The following is a 19,201-nucleotide window of genomic DNA, read 5'->3' as shown; positions in this document are numbered from 1 at the left end:
CCCCCCAGACCCCCGGGGTGGAGGGCCGAAGATCCTCGCTTCGCTGCGGTCATCGGCTCACCGCCCTTCTGGGGGACGCCCCCCAGACCCCCGGGGTGGAGGGCCGAAGATCCTCGCTTCGCTGCGGTCATCGGCCCTCCTCCTTCGGCTTGTCCTCGTCGACGATCTCGGCGTCGACGACCTCGTCGTCCTGCGGCTCGCCGCCCTGGGCGCCGGCCGTCGGCCCGTGGTCCTCGCCGCCGGCCTGCGCGCCCTCGGGGTTCTGCGCGTACATGGCGGCGCCCATCTTCTGGCTCACCTGCGCGAGCTTCTCGGCGCTGCCCTTGATCGCGTCGACGTCGGTGCCCTCCAGGGCCTTCTTGACCTCGGCGATCGCGTCGTTCACCTCGGTCTTGAGCTCCGCGGGGACCTTCTCGTCGTTCTCCCGCAGGAACTTCTCGGTCGAGTACGCGAGGGTGTCGGCCTGGTTGCGGACCTCGGCCTCCTCCTTGCGCCGGCGGTCCTCCTCGGCGAACTGCTCGGCGTCGCGCATCATCTTCTCGATGTCGTCCTTGGGCAGCGCGCTGCCGCCCGTGATGACCATCGACTGCTCGCGACCGGTGCCCTGGTCCTTCGCGCTGACGTTCACGATGCCGTTGGCGTCGATGTCGAAGGTGACCTCGATCTGCGGGACGCCGCGCGGCGCCGGCGGCAGACCGGTGAGCTGGAACGTGCCGAGCTTCTTGTTGTACGCGGCGATCTCGCGCTCGCCCTGGTAGACCTGGATCTCCACGGACGGCTGGTTGTCGTCGGCGGTGGTGAACGTCTCCGACCGCTTGGTCGGGATCGTGGTGTTCCGCTCGATGATCTTGGTGAAGATGCCGCCCTTGGTCTCGATGCCGAGGCTCAGCGGGGTCACGTCCAGCAGCAGGACGTCCTTGACCTCGCCCTTGAGCACGCCGGCCTGGAGGCTGGCGCCGATCGCGACGACCTCGTCGGGGTTGACGCCCTTGTTCGGCTCCTTGCCGCCGGTCAGCTCCTTGACCAGCTCGGAGACGGCGGGCATCCGGGTGGAACCGCCGACCATGACGACCTGGTCGATCTCGTTCACCGAGATGCCGGCGTCCTTGAGCACCTGCTGGAACGGCGCCTTGGTGCGCTCCAGGAGGTCGGAGGTCATCCGCTGGAACTCGGCGCGGGTGAGCTTCTCGTCCAGGTGCAGCGGGCCCTCGGCGGACGCGGTGATGTAGGGCAGGTTGATCTGCGTCTCGGACGAGCCGGACAGCTCGATCTTGGCCTTCTCCGCGGCCTCGCGCAGCCGCTGCAGCGCCATCTTGTCCTTGGACAGGTCGACGCCGTTGGCGTTCTTGAACCGCTCGACGAGCCAGTCGACGACCTTGTTGTCCCAGTCGTCGCCGCCGAGGTGGTTGTCGCCGCTGGTGGCCTTCACCTCGACCACGCCGTCGCCGACCTCCAGCAGGGACACGTCGAACGTGCCGCCGCCGAGGTCGAAGACCAGGATGGTGGCCTCGTTCTCCTTCTCCAGGTGGTAGGCCAGCGCCGCCGAGGTCGGCTCGTTGATGATGCGCAGGACGTTCAGGCCCGCGATCTGGCCGGCCTCCTTGGTGGCCTGCCGCTGGTGGTCGGAGAAGTAGGCGGGGACGGTGATGACCGCGTCGGTGACCGTCTCGCCCAGGTAGGACTCGGCGTCCCGCTTGAGCTTCTGCAGCACGAACGCGCTGATCTGCTGCGGGTTGAAGTCCTTGTCGTCGATCTTGGTCTTCCAGTCGGTGCCCATCTCGCGCTTGACCGACCGGATCGTCCGGTCGACGTTGGTCACCGCCTGGCGCTTGGCGACCTCGCCGACCAGGACCTCGCCGTTCTTGGCGAAGGCGACGACGGACGGCGTGGTCCGCGACCCCTCCGCGTTCGCGATGACGGTGGGCTCGCCGCCCTCCAGGATCGCGACGACCGAGTTGGTCGTCCCGAGGTCGATGCCGACCGCACGTGCCATGTTTCTCGTCCTCCGTCGTATCCGGTGGTTATCGCAGCCCCGGTCGCCCCCGAGGCGCGGCCGGTTGAGTCTTCTGCCCGCTAGGTTGCCCGGCGACCTCGTCCTTGTCAAATGACTTGAGTCGACCGGACTCAACTTTGCTGACGACCTCTACAACAGGACGAGTGAGCGCCCTATTCCGGTTCCCGGCGATGCCCGTGATATCTGGATGCTCCGGACTTCTCTCGTGAACGCGATCGGCTCCTCCGGCTGATCAGTAGCGACGAGAGGAGTCTCGATGACACAGGGACGCTGGAGCCGGGCGCTGCTCGGCGCGGTCCTCACGGCGGGGGCGCTCGCGGCGGCGCCCCCGGCGCACGCATCACCCCCCGGACCCGGGGGTCCGGGCGGGCTCGCCCCCGGCCACTCCTGGAAGGTGACCCTCCTGACGGGGGACGTGGTCGAAGTGCGGACGGTCAAGGGCCGTCCGCCCCTGGTCTCGGTGACCCCCGCCGCCGGGAGGGAGGAACGCTCGTTCCGCAAGGAGGTCCGCCCGGACGGGCACGTCGTCGTCACGCCGATCGACGTCGCCGGCCTGGTCGGGCGGGTGATCGCCCCCGAGCTCTTCGACGTCACCGCCCTGGTCGATCAGGGCTATGACGACGCTCGCAGCAAGGACCTGCCGCTGATCGTCCAGGGCGGCAAGGACGCCCGCCCCCTGCCGGCGCTCGGAGGAACGCTCGACAAGACGCGGGACCTGCCGAGCATCGGCGCCGTCGCCGTGCGGCAGCCCAAGGGCGGCGCGAGCGTCCTCGGCAGGACGCTGGCCGGGATGCGCGGCCCTTCCTTGAAGGCGACGGGCGGGATCCGGCACATCTGGCTCGACGGCAAGGTCAGGGCGAACTCCGCCCCGGCCGCCGCGGCGCCCGCGGCCGCCCCCGGCGCGGGCCGGCTGGACCGCAACCTGCGGCAGGTCGGCGCGCCTCAGGCCTGGAGCGCCGGATACACCGGCGAGGGCGCGAAGGTCGCCGTCCTCGACACCGGCGTCGACGCCGGGCACCCCGACCTCCAGGGGCGCATCGCCGAGACGCGGAACTTCTCCGAGTCGGCCGACGCCGCCGACCGGGTCGGGCACGGCACGCACGTCGCCTCGACCGTCGCCGGAACGGGCGCCGCCTCCCGCGGCGAGCGCAGGGGCGTCGCCCCGCGGGCGGACCTGCTGATCGGCAAGGTCCTCGACGACGAGGGCTCCGGCACCGACTCCAGCGTGATCGCCGGGATGGAGTGGGCCGCGCCGCGCGCCGACGTCGTCAACATGAGCCTCGGCGGCGCCCCCACCGACGGCACCGACCCCCTCTCGCTGGCCCTGAACGACCTGACGAAGCGGCACGGGACGTTGTTCGTCGTCGCCGCGGGCAACGAGGGCCTGGTCGGGTCGGTCGGCTCGCCGGGCACGGCCGGCGCCGCGCTGACCGTCGGCGCGGTCGACGCCCGCGACCGCCTCGCGGAGTTCTCCAGCCGGGGGCCGCGCGGGCACACCGCCAAACCGGAGATCGTCGCGCCGGGCGTCGACATCATCGCGGCCCGCGCCGAGGGCACCGGCATGGGCACCCCGACCGGGGCGAACTACACCAAGGCGTCCGGCACCTCCATGGCCGCGCCGCACGTCGCCGGCGCCGCCGCGCTGCTCGCCGCACGGCACTCGGACTGGGGGCCCTCCCGGCTCAAGGCCGCCCTCGTCGGGACGGCCGACCCCGCGACCGGCGGCGACGCCTACGAGCGCGGCGCCGGACGCCTCGACGCGGGCGAGGCCGCGACCAGCCCCGTCCTCGCCACGCAGAGCATCGTCGACCTCGGCACGTCGCGGTTCCCCGAGCACGGTGCGCTGTCCGCGAAGCTCGGCTGGACGTCCCAGGCCCCGAGGCCCGTCCGCATGAGGCTGGGCGTGCGGGTCGTCGACCGCCGCGGTCGCGAGGCGGACGGCGCCGCGAGCGTCCCGCCCGCCGTGGACGTCCCGGCGGGCGGCACCGGCGAGGCCGCGCTGACCGTCGACGCGGCCAGGCTCGCCGGCCGTCCCGGCCTGTACACGGCCGTGGTGACGGCCACGGGCGGCGGCGCCACGCTCGAAACGCCCGTGACGTTCTACGTCGAGCCCCCGTCGCACGACCTCACGATCAAGGCCACGCCGCTGCCCGGCACCGACCCGGCGAACTTCTCCGCCTCGGCCACCGTGGTCGACTTGGCCGACATGGCGCTGTTCGCCGAGGGGGTCGACGCCACCGGGACGGCGAAGGTCCGCGTCCCGGACGGCCGCTACGCGGTCCTCGGCAACGTGGACGACTTCGGCGACTGGCGCTCGGCCCTGGCCGGCGACCCCGAGGTGGTCGTCGACGGGCCCACGTCCGTCACGCTCGACGGCGCCGCCGCCGTGCGGGTCGGCGCGCGCGTCGAGGGCGTCGAGACCGAGCAGGCGATGCTGTCCGCGGACATGGTCCGCGACGCCGGCCAGGGACTGTGGTGGTACAGCGCCTACTCCTTCGATCCCGCGAAGGCGCCCGTGTACGCCCAGCCGATGGACGGCGTCGAGACCGGGACGTTCCGCGCTTACACCAACCACCGGCTCACCGCGCCCGGGACGGTCTACGACGTCCTCCACCCCCTGGGCGCCGGGATCCCCGCCGACCTGACGCACGTGGTCACCGGCGCCGAGCTGGAGCGGATGACCCGGGTCGACCAGGAGTTCGCCGCGTTCGACGGGGACCCGGGCATCCCCATGAGCGAGAAGCGCTACGGCATCAGCCCGGAGGGTCTGCTGATCTTCGAGGGGAGCGGTGACGTCAAGCCCGGAACGTCCCGGACCGACTACGTCTCGACCGGCCCCGGCCTGCTGTGGGGCGACGAGGGGTTCGTCAAGTTCGGTGAGGAGTTCTGGGTGGACCAAGGGCCCTTCGGCGCGCTGGAGCCGGGCGAGCGCGTCTCCGACCGCTGGGGCCGCCAGCCGCTGCGTCCCGGCCCGTACTCGGGTACCGGGGTCACGCCCAGCGGCTGCGCCCGGTACCCCGCGGCCCGCACCGGGCAGAGCATGCGCGTCTCGCTCGTCGACCTCCAGACCCGTCCGGACGGCTTCGACTGCGCCATGCACGAGGTGAAGGGACACATGGCGCTGTTCGCGGGGGAGGAGAAGCTGGGTGAGAAGAACGGCCCGTTCGCCGAGTTCACCGTCCCGTCCAAGGAGGCGGCGTACCGGCTGACGTACGAGAACGACGCGTCGGCCTTCCTGCCGGTGTCGACCCGCACGTCGACGTCGTGGACGTTCCGCTCCGGTGAGCCGCGCGGCCACAAGAGCGCCAACCTCCCGCTCCTCCTCGTCGACTACGACCTCAACCTCGACCTGCGCAACCAGCCGTCCGGTGAGCCCGCCGTGCTCACCGTCGCGCGGATGGCGGGCTCCGGCGGAGCCGAGGTCACCGGGCTGCGGTTCTGGACGTCCGCGGACGACGGCGGGACCTGGCGGGCCGTCCAGGTGAAGGCCCTCGGCGGCGGGCGGTTCAGCGCGCCGCTCCCCGCGCCGGTCAAGGGGCAGGCCGTGTCGCTGCGCGTCACCGCGAACGACGCGGGCGGCAGCGGCGTCGACCAGAGCATCATCCGCGCCTACCGGGTCCGGTAGGCCGCGGCGCGAAAGCGGTGAGGGGTTCCGGGTGATACGAGGTGACCGCCATCCGCCACGGAAAGGCAGCACATGACAGGGGAACCCCTCACCGCAGACCCACCCCGGGGGCGGGCCGACCACTCGGGCGTCCTGCGGATGTCCCTGAACGACCCCGAACGGTTCGGCGAGATCTTCGACGCCTACTTCGCCGAGATCCACGGGTACGCCGCCAGGCGGCTCGGCCCGGACGCCGCGTCCGACGCCGCCGCCCAGACCTTCCTGGAGGCGTTCCGCGGGCGGGAGCGCTACGACGCCGCGCGGGCGAACGTGCGGACCTGGCTCTACGGCATCGCGACCAACGTCATCGGCAAGCACCGGCGCGGCGAGGTGCGCGGGCTGCGGGCCCGCGCGCGGCTCGGCCCCGGCCGGCACGAGGGCGGGCACGCGGACCGGGTGGACGCCCGCGTCAGTGCGCAGGGCCTGCGCGGCCCGCTGGCCGGCGCGCTCGCCGCACTCCCCGCGGGCGAGCGGGACGTGCTGCTGCTCGTCGCGCTGGCCGACCTCACCCACGAGGAGATCGCGGCCGCCCTCGGCATCCCGTACGGGACGGTCGGGTCGCGGCTCAGCCGGGCCAGGAAGAAGGTGCGCGCGGCGCTCGGCGGCACCGACCCCGCACAGGTTCAGGAGGACGACCATGGATGAGCTCAGCATGATCCGCGAGGCGTACGGGGAGCCCGCGCCGCCGGCGCTGCGGGAGATGACCGAGGCCCGGGCCCGGGTGTTCGAGGAGCCGGCGTCCCGCCGCCGCGTCCGGGTCGGATGGCGGTTCAGGGCCGGGCTCGGCCTGGTCGCCGCGGGCGCGGCCGTGGCGATCGCCGTGACCGTCACGGGATCCGGCTCGCCCGCTCCGCCCGCGGTCGACCTCGGCAAGCGGGCCGTGCTCGCGGCGGCGGAGAGGGCCGCCGCGCAGCCGACCGGCCGGTACTGGTTCTCCGACCAGATCCAGGGCCGGTCGTTCCTCATGCGGCCGGAGTCGGGCGAGTACGCGATCGTCGGCGCGCACAGCGAGGGGTTCCAGTGGGCGGGCGCCAGGACCGGTGACGGTGGGGCGTTCTACGGGCGGGACCTGCCGGCCCGTCCGCTCACCCCGCAGGACGCGGCCGCGTGGAAGCGCGCCGGGTCTCCGGGGACCTTCCGGGTCTGGGAGAAGGACCACTACTCCACCTACACGCGCGGCACCACGCAGTGGAAGGCGAACCGCGAGGGCGCGTCCCGGGGCGGCACGTTCCTCGTGGGCGGCAGGACGATGACGGTGGCGCGGATCCAGGAGCTGCCCACCGACCCCGGCGCGCTCGCGAAGATGTTCTTCGACTCCGGTGGGAAGGCCGGGGTCCCCGTCCCGGCGGGCCGCCCGATGAGCCCGTCCGACAAGATGCTGGTCACCTCGGACCTGCTGGAGCTGTCACCGCTGCCCCCGAAGGTGCGCGCGGGACTGATGCGGGCCCTCGCCGCGCAGCCCGGCATCCGCGCGGTCGGCCGGGCCACCGACCCGCTCGGCCGCACCGGCGTCGCGCTCGCCGCGGCCGACGAACCGGTGCGCGTGGACGCCGGGCTTGGCGCGCCACCGCAGGAGCAGGGCGAGTACCGCGTCCGCTCCGAGCTGGTGTTCGACCGGCGCGACGGCATGCTGCTCGCCGAGCAGCGGGTGCTGACGCGGCCCGGCGGCGCCTACCGGACGCGCGAGCCCGGCTTCGTGATCGGCTACTGGGCCGTGCGCGACTCGGGCTGGACGGACACCATGCCGAAGCCGCCCTCGGGGCTCCCCTCCTGACCTGAGACCGTGAACGCCCTCCGCCCTCCGCCCGGGCGGGGGGCGTTCGCGCGTGAAGGGTGATCGGGGGATCGGTTGAGAACCGGGTGACCGAGCACTCCCCCGACGACGAGGATCACCCCCATGGCCCACCACCACCCGCCGGATCCCGGGTCCCGGTCCGGTGCGGAGCCGGACGCGTCCGGCTCCGACGCCTCGGACGCGGCGGCGATCGTCCGGTCGCGGCGCGAGCCCGCCGCGTTCGCGGAGATCTTCCACCGCCACTTCGCCGCGATCCACGGGTACGCGGCGCGGCGCCTCGGCGTCGACGCGGCCGACGACATCGCCGCCGAGACCTTCCTCGCGGCGTTCGACAAGCGCGGCCGGTTCGACCCCGACCGCGGCTCGGTCCGCCCGTGGCTGTACGGGATCGCGACCCGGCTGATCGGGCTGCACCGGCGCACGGAGGGGCGCCGCTACCGGGCGCTCGCGCGCACCCCCGCCGAGCGCCTCCAGGACGGCCACGAGGACCGGGTCACGGCGCGCGTCACCGCCGGCGGCGCGGGCGCGGACCTCGCCGACGCCCTGGCCGGGCTGCCGCGCGGGGACCGGGACGTCCTGCTGCTGGTGGCTTTGGCCGACCTGACCTACGAGGAGGTCGGGCAGGCGCTCGGCCTCAAGACGGGCACCGTCGCGTCCCGCCTGCACCGTGCCCGGCGCCGCCTGAGGGAGTCGCTCGGCGGAACCCATCCCGCGCTGATCGTTGAGGAGACGCCCGCGTGAACGAGATCGACATGAACGAGACGGCCCGGGTCCGGCGGCTGCTGGGCGAGCCGCCGCCCCCGTCGGCGGAGGCGTCGGCGCGGGCGCTGGCCAGGCTGGAGGACGCGATGGCGCCGGGCGGGAGGCGCGCCCGGCCGTCCCGGACGCGCCCGCGGCGCTTCGGTTGGCCGGCCCGGCTGGGCACCGGGCTCGTCGCGGCCGGAGCGGCGGCCGCCGTCGCCATCGTGGCCACCGGCCAGGGCTCCCCGGGGTCGCCGCCGGACGCGCCGCCCGCCTCCGTCGACCTGGGCAGGCAGGCGGTGCTGGTGGCGGCGGACAAGGCCGCCGAGCAGCCGACGGGCAACTACTGGTCCGCCGAGAGGCTCAGCGGCCAGGCGTACGTGGTGCGGGCGAAGACCGGAACGTACGCGATCTTCGGTGCGCACGACGAGACGTTCAACTGGGCCGGCGCGAAGAAGGGGATGGGGGAGGCGTACTACAGCCGTGACCTGCCGGCGCGTCCGCAGACACCGCAGGACGAGGCGCTGTGGCGCAAGGCCGGATCGCCGTCGGCCATCCGCGTCTGGTCCAACGACCACTACTACACCTACAGCACCAGGGCGACGAAATGGCGGTCGGAAGGCCCCGAGGTCGGCCTCGACCCGCAGGGCGGTGGGACGTTCCTCGACAAGTCGGTCGAGGAGCTGCGGAACCTGCCGACCGACCCGGCCAAGCTCGCCGCGATGTTCCTGGACGACGACGCGATGGGGCGGGCGGCGGGCCTCGCCCCGAAGCGGGCGAAGGCCGAGAAGCTGCGGATGGGACCCGGGCAGCTCGCCACCCTCAAGATCATGCGGGTGTCGGCGCTGCTCGGCACCCCGCTCCCGCCGAAGGTGCGGTCGGGCTTGATGAAGGCGCTGGCCGCGCAGCCGGGCGTCCACGCGGTCGGCCGCGTCACCGACCCGCTGGGCCGCCGGGGCGTCGCGCTCGCGGCCGGCGAACGCGACGTCACGATCACCGGGGAGTACGGCACGCCGAAGGACGAGCAGGGGACCTACCGCGCCCGCCAGACGATCGTCTTCGACGAGCGGACCGGCGCGCTGCTGTCCCGGCAGTACGTGCTGACCCGGCCGGGCGGCCCGTACGCGCAGATGAAGCCGGGCTTCGTCATCGAGTACCAGGCTGTCCGCTCGGCGGGGTGGAGCGACGCCAGGCCGAAGCCGCCCGCGGAGCTGCCCTTCTGAACCGGCTCCCGGCCGGCTTCCGCCGCAGGCCCTCCGCCCGCTACTGGGCGGGGGGCCTGCGCGCTTCCAGTCCGTCGAGGACGCAGGCGAGCCCGAACGCGAAGCGGCCCTCCAGGACGTCGCCGGTCTCCTTCATCCAGATCTCGCGGATGTGGGACGCGAGACCGGGGCGCTCCCCGTCCAGCCGGTCCAGGTACGGGGCGAGGTTCTCGACCCATTCGGCGGCGGACGTTCCGGGCTGGGCGCGCTGCCAGCTCGCCTCGCTCCCGGCCGCGCCGATGACGTAGTCGACCACCGCCGACCACGCGTACTCCAGGTCGAAACCGGTGAACCCGGCGGACCCGAACGCGGCGAGGACCTCGTCCAGCACGCGGGTCGCGTTCGGGCCGATCATCGGGCGGCCGCCGAACAGCGTCACCGTCCACGGATGCCGGTGGATCATCGCGCGGAGGCTGCGCGCGTAGCCGGTCGCGGCGGCCCGCCAGCCGTCCCCGGACGGGACCTCCACCTCGGCCATGACGCGGTCGAGGGCGAGCTCCAGCAGCTCGTCCTTGTTCGCGACGTGCCAGTACACCGAGGTCGCGCCCGCGTTCAGGCGGGTGCCGAGCCGGCGCATGCTGAGGCCGTCCAGCCCCTCGGCGTCCAGCAGGTCGAGCGCGGCGTCGACGATCTGCGTCCGGCCGAGGGCGGGCCGGCCCCGCCGCGCGCGCTCCGGCCGCACCCAGACGGACGGCGCCCTGCTCTCCTCGCCCACCGGCATGCCTCCCTCGCTCTCGTACAGGGTACCGGGACTTGAACACTGTACGAGTTCGCTCGTACAGTGTGCGAGCCAACTCGAACGCTGTACGACAGGAGTGATCAATGGACGAGCCCCCGTCCCCGCATCCCCGGCGCTGGCAGATCCTCGGCGTGCTGTGCCTCGGCCTGTTCGTCGTCGTGGTCGACAACACGATCCTCAACGTGGCGATCCCGTCCCTGCTCCGGGACCTCGACGCCACCACGTCCGACGTCCAGTGGGTGATCGACGCCTACTCGCTGGTGTTCGCCGGGCTGCTGATCACCGCGGGCGGCCTGGGCGACCGGTACGGGCGCCGCCGCGCGATGCTGATCGGCTTCGCGCTGTTCGGGGCCGGGTCCCTGCTGGCCGCCTTCGCGGGAAACCCCGCCCAGCTCGTCGCGACGCGGGCGCTGATGGGCGCCGGAGGCGCGTTCCTCATGCCGGGGACGCTGTCGATCATGGCGGTGGTGTTCGGACCGGACGAGCGCGCCAAGGCGTTCGCGATCTGGGGCGCGACGTCCATGGTCGGGCTCGCCGCCGGGCCGACGCTCGGCGGGTTCCTGCTGGAGCACTTCTGGTGGGGCTCGGTCTTCCTGGTGAACGTCCCCGTCGCCGTGGCCGCCGTCGCCGGGCTGCTCGTCCTCGTCCCCGAGTCGCGCGGGCCGCGCCGCCGCCCGGACGTGCCCGGCGCCGTGCTGTCCACGGCGGGGATGTCGGCACTGGTCTGGGCGGTCATCTGCGGCCCGGCGCACGGCTGGACCGGCGCCCGCACGCTCGGCGGGCTGGCCGCCGGTGCCGCCGCCCTCGGCCTGTTCGCCGCGTGGCAGCACCGCAATCCCGAGCCGATGCTCGACCTGCGGCTGCTGCGCGACCGCGACTTCTCCGGGGCCGCCGCCATGATCGCGCTGTTCGGTTTCGCGCTGGCCGGGATGCTGTTCGCCCTCACCCAGCTGCTCCAGTTCGTGCACGGCTACGGGCCGCTCAAGGCCGGGCTCGCGCTGCTGCCCGTCGCCGTCTCCGCCGCCCTCGGCAACGGGCTCGGCGCGTCGCTGGAGGCGCGTTCCGGCGCCCGTCCCGCCCTCGTCGCCGGGTTCTCGGTCACCGCGGCCGGTTTCCTGGCCCTCGGGCTGACCGGACCGGACGACGGCTACGCCGCGCTCGCGATCGGGCTCGTCGTCCTCGGCTTCGGCGCCGGGCTCGGCACACCGCCCGCCTACAGCACGCTCATGGCCGCCGTCCCGCCCGAGGAGGCCGGGGTCGGCTCGGCGGTGAACGACGCAGGTCAGGAGCTGGGCAGCGCGCTCGGCGTCGCCGTCCTCGGCAGCCTCGTCTCCGCCGCCTACGCCCGCGACCTGCCGGGCTCCGCTCCCGCCGCCGCCCGCCACTCGCTCGGCGAGGCCCTGGCGATCGGCGACCCCGGCCTCGCCCGCGCCGCCCGCGACGCCTTCGCCCACGCGGTCTCGGCCGCCTCGCTCGCCGCGTGCGGCGCGATGCTGGCCGCCGCCCTGTTCGCCGCCTTCGTCGTGCGCGCCCGCCGCCCCGCGCCCGCGGAAGCGGCCCCCGAAATGAAGGCCGCCGAAACCGGGTGAAAGCGATCCGGAGGCACCGCGTCCGCGACTCGGTGAAGCGGGCCGTCAGGAGAGGAGGTCGGACGGGGCGGTGCCCGTCTCGGTGAGCGGCAGGCCGAGTGAGACACGCTCGGTCAGCCAGCCGCTCGGACGGTAACGCGGGTCGCCGGTCGCGTCGTGCATCTGCTCCAGGACTTCGAGGACCCGCTCGGCGCCCACGTGGTCGCCCCACTCCAGCGGCCCGCGCGGGTAGCCGAGCCCGAGCCGGACGGCGGTGTCGATGTCGGCGGGGCTGGCCAGCCGCTGCTCGGCGATGCCGCAGCCCACATTGACGATCGACGCCAGCAGCCGTGGCGCGACGGCGACGGGCGCGTCCCGCACGACGGTCACCGGCCGCCCCGTGGCGAGGAGGGCGGCGAGCGCCGCGCGGCCCGCCTCCGGGGCGAGCGCGGGCTGCACGGTGAGGGTGATCCGGTCGAAGAACCCGAAGAACCCGTCGATCCCCAGGGTCCGCTCCCCGGGGAGACCGTTGCCGACCTGGCTCGCGACGCTCATGTCCGTCGCGGCGTCGACCAGCAGGACGGCCTCCTCGGACGGTTCGTCACCCGCCTCGACGTCCACCCCGGCCTCGGACAGCAGCATTCCCAGCGTCTCGCGGTGCTGCGGCTCCTGGAACCAGACGGGCCGGAGGTCGGTGGCCGGAGCGCCGGGCTCGGCGGGTTCCTGCTTCTCCCCGTCCACGTACTTGTAGAAGCCCTCGCCGGTCTTGCGTCCGAGGAGCCCTGCCTCAAGCCGCGCCCTGCCGATCCTGGACGGACGGAACCGCGGCTCGGTGTAGAAGCCCGTCCAGATGGACTCCATCACCGGGTGCGACACGTCCATCCCGGTCAGGTCGAGCAGTTCGCACGGGCCCATCTTCAGGCCGAGGACGTCCCGCGCGATGCGGTCGATGTCCACGGGCTCGGCGACGCCCTCGGAGAGGATCTGCAACGCCTCCGTCACCAGGCCGCGCCCAGCGTGGTTGACGAGGAAGCCCGGCGCGTCAGGCGCGAGCACGGGAGTGTGACCGAGGCGCCTCACCAGGTCGGCGAGCGCGTCCGGGATCCACTCGGCCGTGCGCGCCCCCGGAATCACCTCGACGAGCTTCATCAGCGGCACCGGGTTGAAGAAGTGCAGCCCCGCCACCCTGGACGGGTCCTCCAGCGCGGCGGCGATCGCCGTCACCGGCAGCGAGCTGGTGTTCGTCGCGAGGACCGTGTGCTCCGGGCAGACCTTCTCCAGCGACCTGAACAGTTCCCGCTTGGTCTCCATGTCCTCCCGGACGGCCTCCACGACGAGGTCGCAGTCCTGGAACGGGGTGAGCGGTTCGCCGACCGGCCGGAGCCGCCCCTTCGCCGCCTCCGCGTCGGCCGCCGTCATGCGCCCCTTCGCGGCGAGCCTGTCGAACATGGCCCCGACGTACTCGGCCGCCTCCATCACGGCCCGCGTCCGGATGTCGGCCAGCTCCACCGTCAGCCCGCCCGCCGCGGCGAGCTGCGCGATCCCGCGCCCCATCGCCCCCGTTCCGATCACCCGGATCGTCGTCGCCCGGCCCGCCCACTGCTCCACGTCGCCTCCCGCGCTCGCCCAGCCCTCCGGCCCATGTCCCGGTTCGCCCATGGGTACCCAGCATTCAACCCTCCACTGGGCGGAAGCCCGCACTCCGCCCACCCGGGCGAGGGGCCGTACCCTGCGAAGTGCCCGCGACCCCATCCCGAGGAGCCCACCATGCGCGACGCGGTGATCTGCGAGCCGCTGCGTACCCCCATCGGCCGGTTCGGCGGGGCGCTCAAGACCGTCACGGCCGCCGAGCTCGCCGCCGCCGTCGTCCGCGCCCTGGTCGAGCGGACCGGCCTGCCCGGCGACGCGATCGACGAGGTGATCCTCGGGCACTGCTACCCCACCTCCGACGCCCCCGCCATCGGTCGCGTCGCCGCGCTGGACGCCGGGCTCCCCGTCACCGTCGGCGGCACCCAGCTCGACCGGCGGTGCGGATCCGGGCTCCAGGCCGTCCTGAACGCCGCCATGCAGATCCAGACCGGCGCCGGCGATGTGATCGTCGCGGGCGGGACGGAGAGCATGAGCGGCGCGCCGTTCTACACGACGGCGGCGCGCTGGGGCGTGCGCGGGCCGTCCCTCGAACTCCACGACGCGCTCGCGCAGGGCCGCGTCACCGCCGGCGGCGTCAACCACCCCGTTCCGGGCGGGATGCTGGAGACCGCCGAGAACCTGCGCCGGGAGTACGGCATCGGGCGCTGGGAGCAGGACGAGCTGGCGGTCCGGTCCCACGAGCGCGCCGTCGCCGCCCAGCGGTCGGGGGTGTTCGCCGAGGAGATCGTCCCGGTGACCGTCCGGTCGCGGAAGGGCGACACGGTCGTGGACACCGACGAGCACCCGCGCCCCGGAACCACGGTCGAGGGCCTCGCGGAACTGCGTCCCGTCCTCGGCAAGAAGGACCCCGAGGCCACCGTGACGGCGGGCAACGCCAGCGGCCAGAACGACGCGGCCGCCGCCTGCGTGGTCACCACGCCCGAACGCGCCGCCGAACTGGGCCTGCGCCCCCTCGTCCGGCTCGTGTCCTGGGGCCGCGCCGGGGTGCCGCCCGAGACGATGGGCATCGGGCCCGTCCCCGCCACCGCCAAGGCCCTGGACGCCGCGGGCCTCACCCTCGCCGACATGGACCTCATCGAGCTCAACGAGGCGTTCGCCGCGCAGGTCCTCGCCGTCACCCGCGAATGGGGCCTCAAGGACGCCGACTGGGACCGCGTCAACGTGCACGGCTCCGGCATCTCCCTCGGCCACCCCGTCGGCGCGACCGGCGCCCGCATCCTCGCCACCCTCGCCCGCGAGATGGACCGCCGCGGGGCCCGCTACGGCCTGGAGACCATGTGCATCGGCGGAGGCCAGGGCCTCGCCGCCGTCTTCGAACGCGTCTGACCCGCCCCCGGTGGCGCCCCCGCTGATCATCCTGGTTGTATGTCGCGGGTCACCAGGACCGATGAGTCCGCCGGGCAGCGGAAGGGAAGTGCATGAACAGGTTGGTGCGCGCACTGGTGGTGGTTCCCGCGACCGCGGTGCTGATCAGCGCCGGGGCGGCGGCCGTGACGGCGGGCGCGGCATCGGCCGCGACGGGCAAGCCGAGCGGCGCGCCGCCCGCCGAGGACGGCTCCAGCGTCTGGTGCGTGTCGACGAGCGGCGCGAAAGCCTGCTTCGCCGAGTACGGGGACAAGGTGTGGGTGAAGGACACCAAGGCGAACGGAGCGTCCGCCGCCGCCACGCTCCAGGACAACGAACCGTCCGCTTCGTGGTACCGGGAATGCTTCAACACCCGCGGTGCGGCGGGCGGCTGGGTGATGTGCGACTTCGACGTGCCGGAATACCAGAACGGCTACCTGTGGGCTGTCAACAACCCCTTCGTCGGCAGCCAGGCGTACACGAAGATCTACACCAGCGGCATCATCTGATCCGCGCCCTGCCTTTCACCGTGCCCGCCCTGCGGGCACCGTGAAGGCGACGGCGCCCCTCGCCCGAACACGAGGGCGGCCCGTGACGTCTGAGGGGTCATGAGTCCGAAGTGCGAACGATGTGACGGCCCGCTGGTCCCGGTCGAGTACGGCATGCCCGTCGACGACACGCCGTACCGGCGGCACGAACGCCGCGAGATCTACTACACCGGCGGCTGCATGGGCCCGCCCGCGCCCTGGTGGTGCTGGTCGTGCGAGCGCTTCGCCGACCCCGAGCCGCGCCCCTCGCCCTCGATGACCGTGGAGGGCTACCAGCTGTCCCTCCTCAACGACATTCGCGGTGTCAGCCCGTCCCTCCCGGAACTCCCGGCGCCCTACGACGATCCGCCGGAGGCCCTGGCGGAGGAGGCCGCCGCGTGGAAGACCCCCGACCTGCTGAAGATCAAGGACATGGCGGTGATCCTGGGCGAGCCGGTCAACGGCGGCCCCTCCCGGCACCGCTTCGCCCTCCCGCTCTGGCCCGACTTCTGGCTGGAGCACACGAGCATGGGCACCGGCTTGTGGGTGGAGCCCGAGAGCACGGAGATGCTTGTCGGCGGCTACGTCGTCGACAAGCGGTTCGTCCGCAGGTCGGGCGAGCCGATGCGGTCGGCCGACGACATGCGCCCCTGGTCGGTCCTGCGGACGGAGGCCGAGGCCTTCTTCGGCTGGGAGCCCACGCGGACTCCGAACGCGTACTACCACATCGTGCCGTTCGAGCTCGACGGCCGCCCGATGGAGGCCTGCTTCGTCCACGACCTCCTCGTCCACGTATCGGAGGCCTCGGAGGCCTAGAGCGTGTCCGCCGTCCAGGACGGGTCACGGCCGGTCATGGCGATGAGGCGGTCGAGCGCCGACGCGTCCGCGCCCACCTCGACGGCGGGGCCGAACAGGCCCGGGACGCCCTTGCCACCGCTCTGCTCGACGGACGGGGCGACGAAGGCGAGGCACGCCTCGATCTCGTCCGCGCCGGCGTCGTAGGGGCGGCCGAGGGCGCGGGAGACGTCCCAGCCGTGCACGACCAGCTCGTTCATCGCGACATGGCCGGCCTGATCCGAGGGCAGGTCGATGCCGCCGGCCTGGGTCATGCCCTGCCACGCGTCCGGGGAGCGCCACGCCGCCGCCAGCGCGTCGAGCCGCTCGGGGACGCGGGCCCGCCAGCCCGGGGCGAGCCGCGCGGCGTCGGCGGAGGGCGGCTGCGACGGGCCGTCCGGGAAGTCCTTCGCCGCCGCCCAGGTGAAGGCCAGGGTCAGGCCGTCCACGTGGTCGATGAGGGCGCCGAGCGGCATGCCCTCGGCGGGCGTCGGCCCGGCGAGCTGGGAGTCGCGCACGTCCGCCAGCAGCCCGGCCATCCGCCGGGCGGCGGGGCCGAGGTCGGGCATCGAGGTCATCTGGGTTCCTTCCGGTTCGCGTACCGGTGGACGGGACGGGGGTGGACGCGTCCCCTCCCGTGATATGGACTCGGGAACCGCCGGATACTCATCGCTGCGGGGGTAAGAGTTCAAGATCGAGGGTCAGGGCGGTCCGGACGTCGGCGCGGGTGGTTCTGACCAGGGGATGTGACGCGTAAGCTACTGCCGAGTAGTATTCGGGCCCCGGATGGAGAGCAGTCTGACGCGAGCCCTACGCTGGCTGCCATCGCCCGTACCCCAGGAGGACGGAACAGTGTTCTGGATCACGTTGGTCATCGGGCTCGCCGGAACGGCGGTCGCGCTGGCGCTCGCCGGGAGGCGAGTGCTGTTCCTGTACGCGATCGCCAAGAGCGGGCAGCCCGATCCCGAGAGGACGCTGCAGGTCAGGCGTGAGCCCGCCAAGGCCGTCGAGGGCCAGGCCGTCGAGGTCCTCGGCCAGCGCAAGCTGCTGAAGTGGACCCTCGCCGGCGTCTCGCACGCCGCGGTCATGTGGGCGTTCATCCTGCTGATCACCGTCTACCTGGAGGCGGCCGTCGCGCTGCTGTTCGGGCTGGACGTCAAGATCCCCGGCCTGCAGACCTGGCCGCCGATCGGCTTCGTCCAGGACACGATCGCCCTCGCCTGCACCGCCGGCCTGCTCGTCTTCACCGCGATCCGGATCAAGAACTCGCCGAAGCGGCTGGACCGCAAGTCCCGGTTCAAGGGCTCGCACCTGTCCGGCGCCTGGATGACCCTGTTCATGATCTTCAACGTGATCTGGACGATGTTCTTCTTCCGGGGCGTGGAGTGGGCCAGCGGCAACCTCCCCTACGGCAAGGGCGCCTACTTCTCCTACGCCGTGGGCCACCTCTTCGACGGCCTGAGCGACCACACGCTGGAGGTCCTGGAGTCCGTCGGCCTGCTGCTGCACATCGCCGTCGCGCTGATCTTCCTGGTCTTCGTCGTCCACTCCAAGCACCTGCACATCTTCCTGGCCCCGCTGAACGTCATGTTCAAGCGCCGCCCCGACGGCCTCGGCGCCGCGCAGCCGATGATGTCGGGCGGCAAGCCCCTCGACTTCGAGGAGGCCGACCCCGACGAGGACGTCTTCGGCCGCGGCAAGATCGAGGACTTCACCTGGAAGGGCTTCCTCGACATGGCGACCTGCACCGAGTGCGGTCGCTGCCAGTCGCAGTGCCCCGCCTGGAACACCGGCAAGCCGCTGTCGCCGAAGATGCTCGTCCTGGAGCTGCGCGACCACGCCCTGGCCAAGGCGCCCTACTTCACCGCGTCGGAAGAGGCCCGCAACGCCTTCACCGACGAGCAGAAGCTCGCCATGGAGGTCGACAAGGCCCTCGTCGGCGACGACGGCGTCATCCACCCCGACGTCCTGTGGTCCTGCACCAACTGCGGCGCGTGCGTCGAGCAGTGCCCGGTCGACATCGAGCACATCGACCACATCCTGGACATGCGCCGCTTCCAGGTCATGATCGAGTCCTCGTTCCCCTCTGAGGCCGGCGTCATGCTGAAGAACCTGGAGAACAAGGGCAACCCGTGGGGCATGTCCGAGATGAAGCGCCTCGAATGGGTCGAGGAGCTCGACTTCGAGGTCGACGTCGTCGACGACAAGGTCTCCGAAGACACCGAGTACCTGTTCTGGGTCGGCTGTGCCGGCGCCCTGGAGGACCGCGCCAAGAAGACCACCAAGGCCGTCGCCGAGCTGCTGCACATCGCGGGCGTCAAGTTCGCCGTCCTCGGCCCCATGGAGGCGTGCACCGGTGACCCGGCCCGCCGCCTCGGCATGGAGTTCGTCTTCCAGATGCTCGGCCAGCAGAACGTCGAGACGCTGAACGACGCGGGCGTCAAGAAGATCGTCGCGACCTGCCCGCACTGCTTCAACACCCTGGCCAACGAGTACCCGCAGATCGGCGGGAACTACGAGGTCGTCCACCACACCCAGCTGCTCGCGCACCTGGTCGAGGAAGGGAAGCTCACCCCGGTCACGCCGATCGAGGAGAACATCACCTACCACGACCCCTGCTTCCTCGGCCGCCACAACAAGGTCTACAAGCAGCCGCGCGACATCATGGCGACCGTCCCCGGAGTCAAGACGCAGGAGATGCACCGGCACAAGGACCGCGGCTTCTGCTGCGGCGCCGGCGGCGCCCGGATGTGGATGGAGGAGCGCATCGGCAAGCGCATCAACACCGAGCGCGTCGACGAGGCGCTGGAGACCAACCCCGACACCGTCTCCACCGCCTGCCCGTTCTGCCTGGTCATGCTGGGCGACGCCATCAACGAGAAGAAGAACGCGGGCGACGCCAAGGAGTCGCTGGAGGTCGTCGACGTCTCCCAGCTCCTGATCCGCTCCATCAAGGGCGAGGGCACCACCCCCGAGAAGGAGGCGGTCGCCGCCGAATAGGGGCGCCTGCCCGACGGCCCCGTCCCCGCTCCCGCGGGGGCGGGGCCGTTCCGCGTTCCGGCG

Annotated in this window: 14 protein-coding genes; 10 read left to right on the top strand and 4 right to left on the bottom strand. The window is 72.9% G+C overall.

Annotated features, from left to right (window positions below; genetic code table 11):
• Positions 1 to 127: 127 nt before the first annotated feature.
• Positions 128 to 1,993 (bottom strand): molecular chaperone DnaK, encoded by a 1,866-nt coding sequence (gene dnaK, locus BJY14_RS19505; protein WP_179844932.1) that lies wholly within the window; start codon positions 1,991 to 1,993, stop codon positions 128 to 130.
• A 277-nt stretch (positions 1,994 to 2,270) separates the two neighbouring features.
• Between dnaK and BJY14_RS19500 the strand changes: the two genes are divergently transcribed.
• The 5 genes from BJY14_RS19500 (at position 2,271) to BJY14_RS19480 (ending at position 9,437) form a co-directional block, all read left to right on the top strand.
• Positions 2,271 to 5,639: a S8 family serine peptidase gene (locus BJY14_RS19500; protein ID WP_179844931.1), complete on the top strand. Its 3,369-nt coding sequence runs from the start codon at positions 2,271 to 2,273 to the stop codon at positions 5,637 to 5,639.
• A 72-nt stretch (positions 5,640 to 5,711) separates the two neighbouring features.
• On the top strand, positions 5,712 to 6,323 hold the full coding sequence (locus BJY14_RS19495) for an RNA polymerase sigma factor (protein ID WP_179844930.1): 612 nt from the start codon (positions 5,712 to 5,714) through the stop codon (positions 6,321 to 6,323).
• A complete protein-coding gene (locus BJY14_RS19490; protein WP_179844929.1) occupies positions 6,316 to 7,452 on the top strand; it encodes a CU044_5270 family protein in 1,137 nt (378 codons plus the stop codon). Before BJY14_RS19495 ends, BJY14_RS19490 begins: the two co-directional genes overlap by 8 nt.
• A gap of 123 nt (positions 7,453 to 7,575) precedes the next feature.
• Positions 7,576 to 8,214, top strand: coding sequence for an RNA polymerase sigma factor (locus BJY14_RS19485; protein ID WP_179844928.1), 639 nt, complete (start codon positions 7,576 to 7,578; stop codon positions 8,212 to 8,214).
• Positions 8,211 to 9,437 carry a CU044_5270 family protein gene (locus BJY14_RS19480; RefSeq protein WP_179844927.1) on the top strand — a complete coding sequence of 409 codons (1,227 nt, stop codon included), beginning with the start codon at positions 8,211 to 8,213 and terminating at the stop codon, positions 9,435 to 9,437. The genes BJY14_RS19485 and BJY14_RS19480 overlap by 4 nt, the downstream gene beginning before the upstream one ends.
• Before the next feature lie 40 nt (positions 9,438 to 9,477).
• Here BJY14_RS19480 and BJY14_RS19475 read toward each other — a convergent pair whose 3' ends face one another.
• Positions 9,478 to 10,197 carry a TetR/AcrR family transcriptional regulator gene (locus BJY14_RS19475; protein WP_179844926.1) on the bottom strand — a complete coding sequence of 240 codons (720 nt, stop codon included), beginning with the start codon at positions 10,195 to 10,197 and terminating at the stop codon, positions 9,478 to 9,480.
• A 101-nt stretch (positions 10,198 to 10,298) separates the two neighbouring features.
• Here BJY14_RS19475 and BJY14_RS19470 point away from each other — a divergent pair, with 101 nt between their 5' ends.
• Complete coding sequence (locus tag BJY14_RS19470; protein WP_179844925.1) at positions 10,299 to 11,804, top strand: MFS transporter; 1,506 nt, start codon at positions 10,299 to 10,301, stop codon at positions 11,802 to 11,804.
• A 45-nt stretch (positions 11,805 to 11,849) separates the two neighbouring features.
• On the opposite strand, the gene BJY14_RS19465 is transcribed toward BJY14_RS19470, so the two are convergent.
• A complete protein-coding gene (locus BJY14_RS19465) occupies positions 11,850 to 13,442 on the bottom strand; it encodes a 3-hydroxyacyl-CoA dehydrogenase (protein ID WP_218905503.1) in 1,593 nt (530 codons plus the stop codon).
• Positions 13,443 to 13,550: 108 nt separating this feature from the next.
• Between BJY14_RS19465 and BJY14_RS19460 the strand changes: the two genes are divergently transcribed.
• The 3 genes from BJY14_RS19460 to BJY14_RS19450 all read left to right on the top strand — a co-directional run bounded on the left by BJY14_RS19460 (position 13,551) and on the right by BJY14_RS19450 (position 16,120).
• The gene (locus BJY14_RS19460) at positions 13,551 to 14,759 is read left to right on the top strand and encodes an acetyl-CoA C-acetyltransferase (RefSeq protein WP_179844924.1); all 1,209 of its coding nucleotides are present in this window, start codon (positions 13,551 to 13,553) and stop codon (positions 14,757 to 14,759) included.
• 92 nt (positions 14,760 to 14,851) lie between these two features.
• Positions 14,852 to 15,286 (top strand): hypothetical protein, encoded by a 435-nt coding sequence (locus tag BJY14_RS19455; protein ID WP_179844923.1) that lies wholly within the window; start codon positions 14,852 to 14,854, stop codon positions 15,284 to 15,286.
• A gap of 99 nt (positions 15,287 to 15,385) precedes the next feature.
• A complete protein-coding gene (locus tag BJY14_RS19450; RefSeq protein WP_179844922.1) occupies positions 15,386 to 16,120 on the top strand; it encodes a hypothetical protein in 735 nt (244 codons plus the stop codon).
• Here the strand turns inward: BJY14_RS19450 and BJY14_RS19445 are convergent.
• A complete protein-coding gene (locus BJY14_RS19445) occupies positions 16,117 to 16,716 on the bottom strand; it encodes a TIGR03086 family metal-binding protein (protein ID WP_218905501.1) in 600 nt (199 codons plus the stop codon). The genes BJY14_RS19450 and BJY14_RS19445 overlap by 4 nt on opposite strands.
• A gap of 274 nt (positions 16,717 to 16,990) precedes the next feature.
• Between BJY14_RS19445 and BJY14_RS19440 the strand changes: the two genes are divergently transcribed.
• Complete coding sequence (locus tag BJY14_RS19440) at positions 16,991 to 19,138, top strand: (Fe-S)-binding protein (protein WP_179844921.1); 2,148 nt, start codon at positions 16,991 to 16,993, stop codon at positions 19,136 to 19,138.
• The last annotated feature ends 63 nt before the right edge of the window (positions 19,139 to 19,201 follow it).

Source organism: Actinomadura luteofluorescens, from assembly GCF_013409365.1.
GTDB classification, from domain to species: Bacteria; Actinomycetota; Actinomycetes; order Streptosporangiales; family Streptosporangiaceae; genus Spirillospora; species Spirillospora luteofluorescens.
Note: the sequence above shows the minus strand (reverse complement) of the source record. Positions and strands in the feature narration are given on the sequence as shown.

What these genes read in the sequence shown, in the direction of transcription:
- BJY14_RS19465 (WP_218905503.1), bottom strand. Translation starts at nt 13,442, where the DNA reads ATGGGCGAACCGGGACATGGGCCGGAGGGCTGGGCGAGCGCGGGAGGC.
- BJY14_RS19475 (WP_179844926.1), bottom strand. Translation starts at nt 10,197, where the DNA reads ATGCCGGTGGGCGAGGAGAGCAGGGCGCCGTCCGTCTGGGTGCGGCCG.
- BJY14_RS19450 (WP_179844922.1), top strand. Translation starts at nt 15,386, where the DNA reads ATGAGTCCGAAGTGCGAACGATGTGACGGCCCGCTGGTCCCGGTCGAG.
- BJY14_RS19485 (WP_179844928.1), top strand. Translation starts at nt 7,576, where the DNA reads ATGGCCCACCACCACCCGCCGGATCCCGGGTCCCGGTCCGGTGCGGAG.
- BJY14_RS19460 (WP_179844924.1), top strand. Translation starts at nt 13,551, where the DNA reads ATGCGCGACGCGGTGATCTGCGAGCCGCTGCGTACCCCCATCGGCCGG.
- BJY14_RS19455 (WP_179844923.1), top strand. Translation starts at nt 14,852, where the DNA reads ATGAACAGGTTGGTGCGCGCACTGGTGGTGGTTCCCGCGACCGCGGTG.
- BJY14_RS19470 (WP_179844925.1), top strand. Translation starts at nt 10,299, where the DNA reads ATGGACGAGCCCCCGTCCCCGCATCCCCGGCGCTGGCAGATCCTCGGC.
- BJY14_RS19500 (WP_179844931.1), top strand. Translation starts at nt 2,271, where the DNA reads ATGACACAGGGACGCTGGAGCCGGGCGCTGCTCGGCGCGGTCCTCACG.
- BJY14_RS19445 (WP_218905501.1), bottom strand. Translation starts at nt 16,716, where the DNA reads ATGACCTCGATGCCCGACCTCGGCCCCGCCGCCCGGCGGATGGCCGGG.
- BJY14_RS19490 (WP_179844929.1), top strand. Translation starts at nt 6,316, where the DNA reads ATGGATGAGCTCAGCATGATCCGCGAGGCGTACGGGGAGCCCGCGCCG.
- BJY14_RS19495 (WP_179844930.1), top strand. Translation starts at nt 5,712, where the DNA reads ATGACAGGGGAACCCCTCACCGCAGACCCACCCCGGGGGCGGGCCGAC.
- dnaK (WP_179844932.1), bottom strand. Translation starts at nt 1,993, where the DNA reads ATGGCACGTGCGGTCGGCATCGACCTCGGGACGACCAACTCGGTCGTC.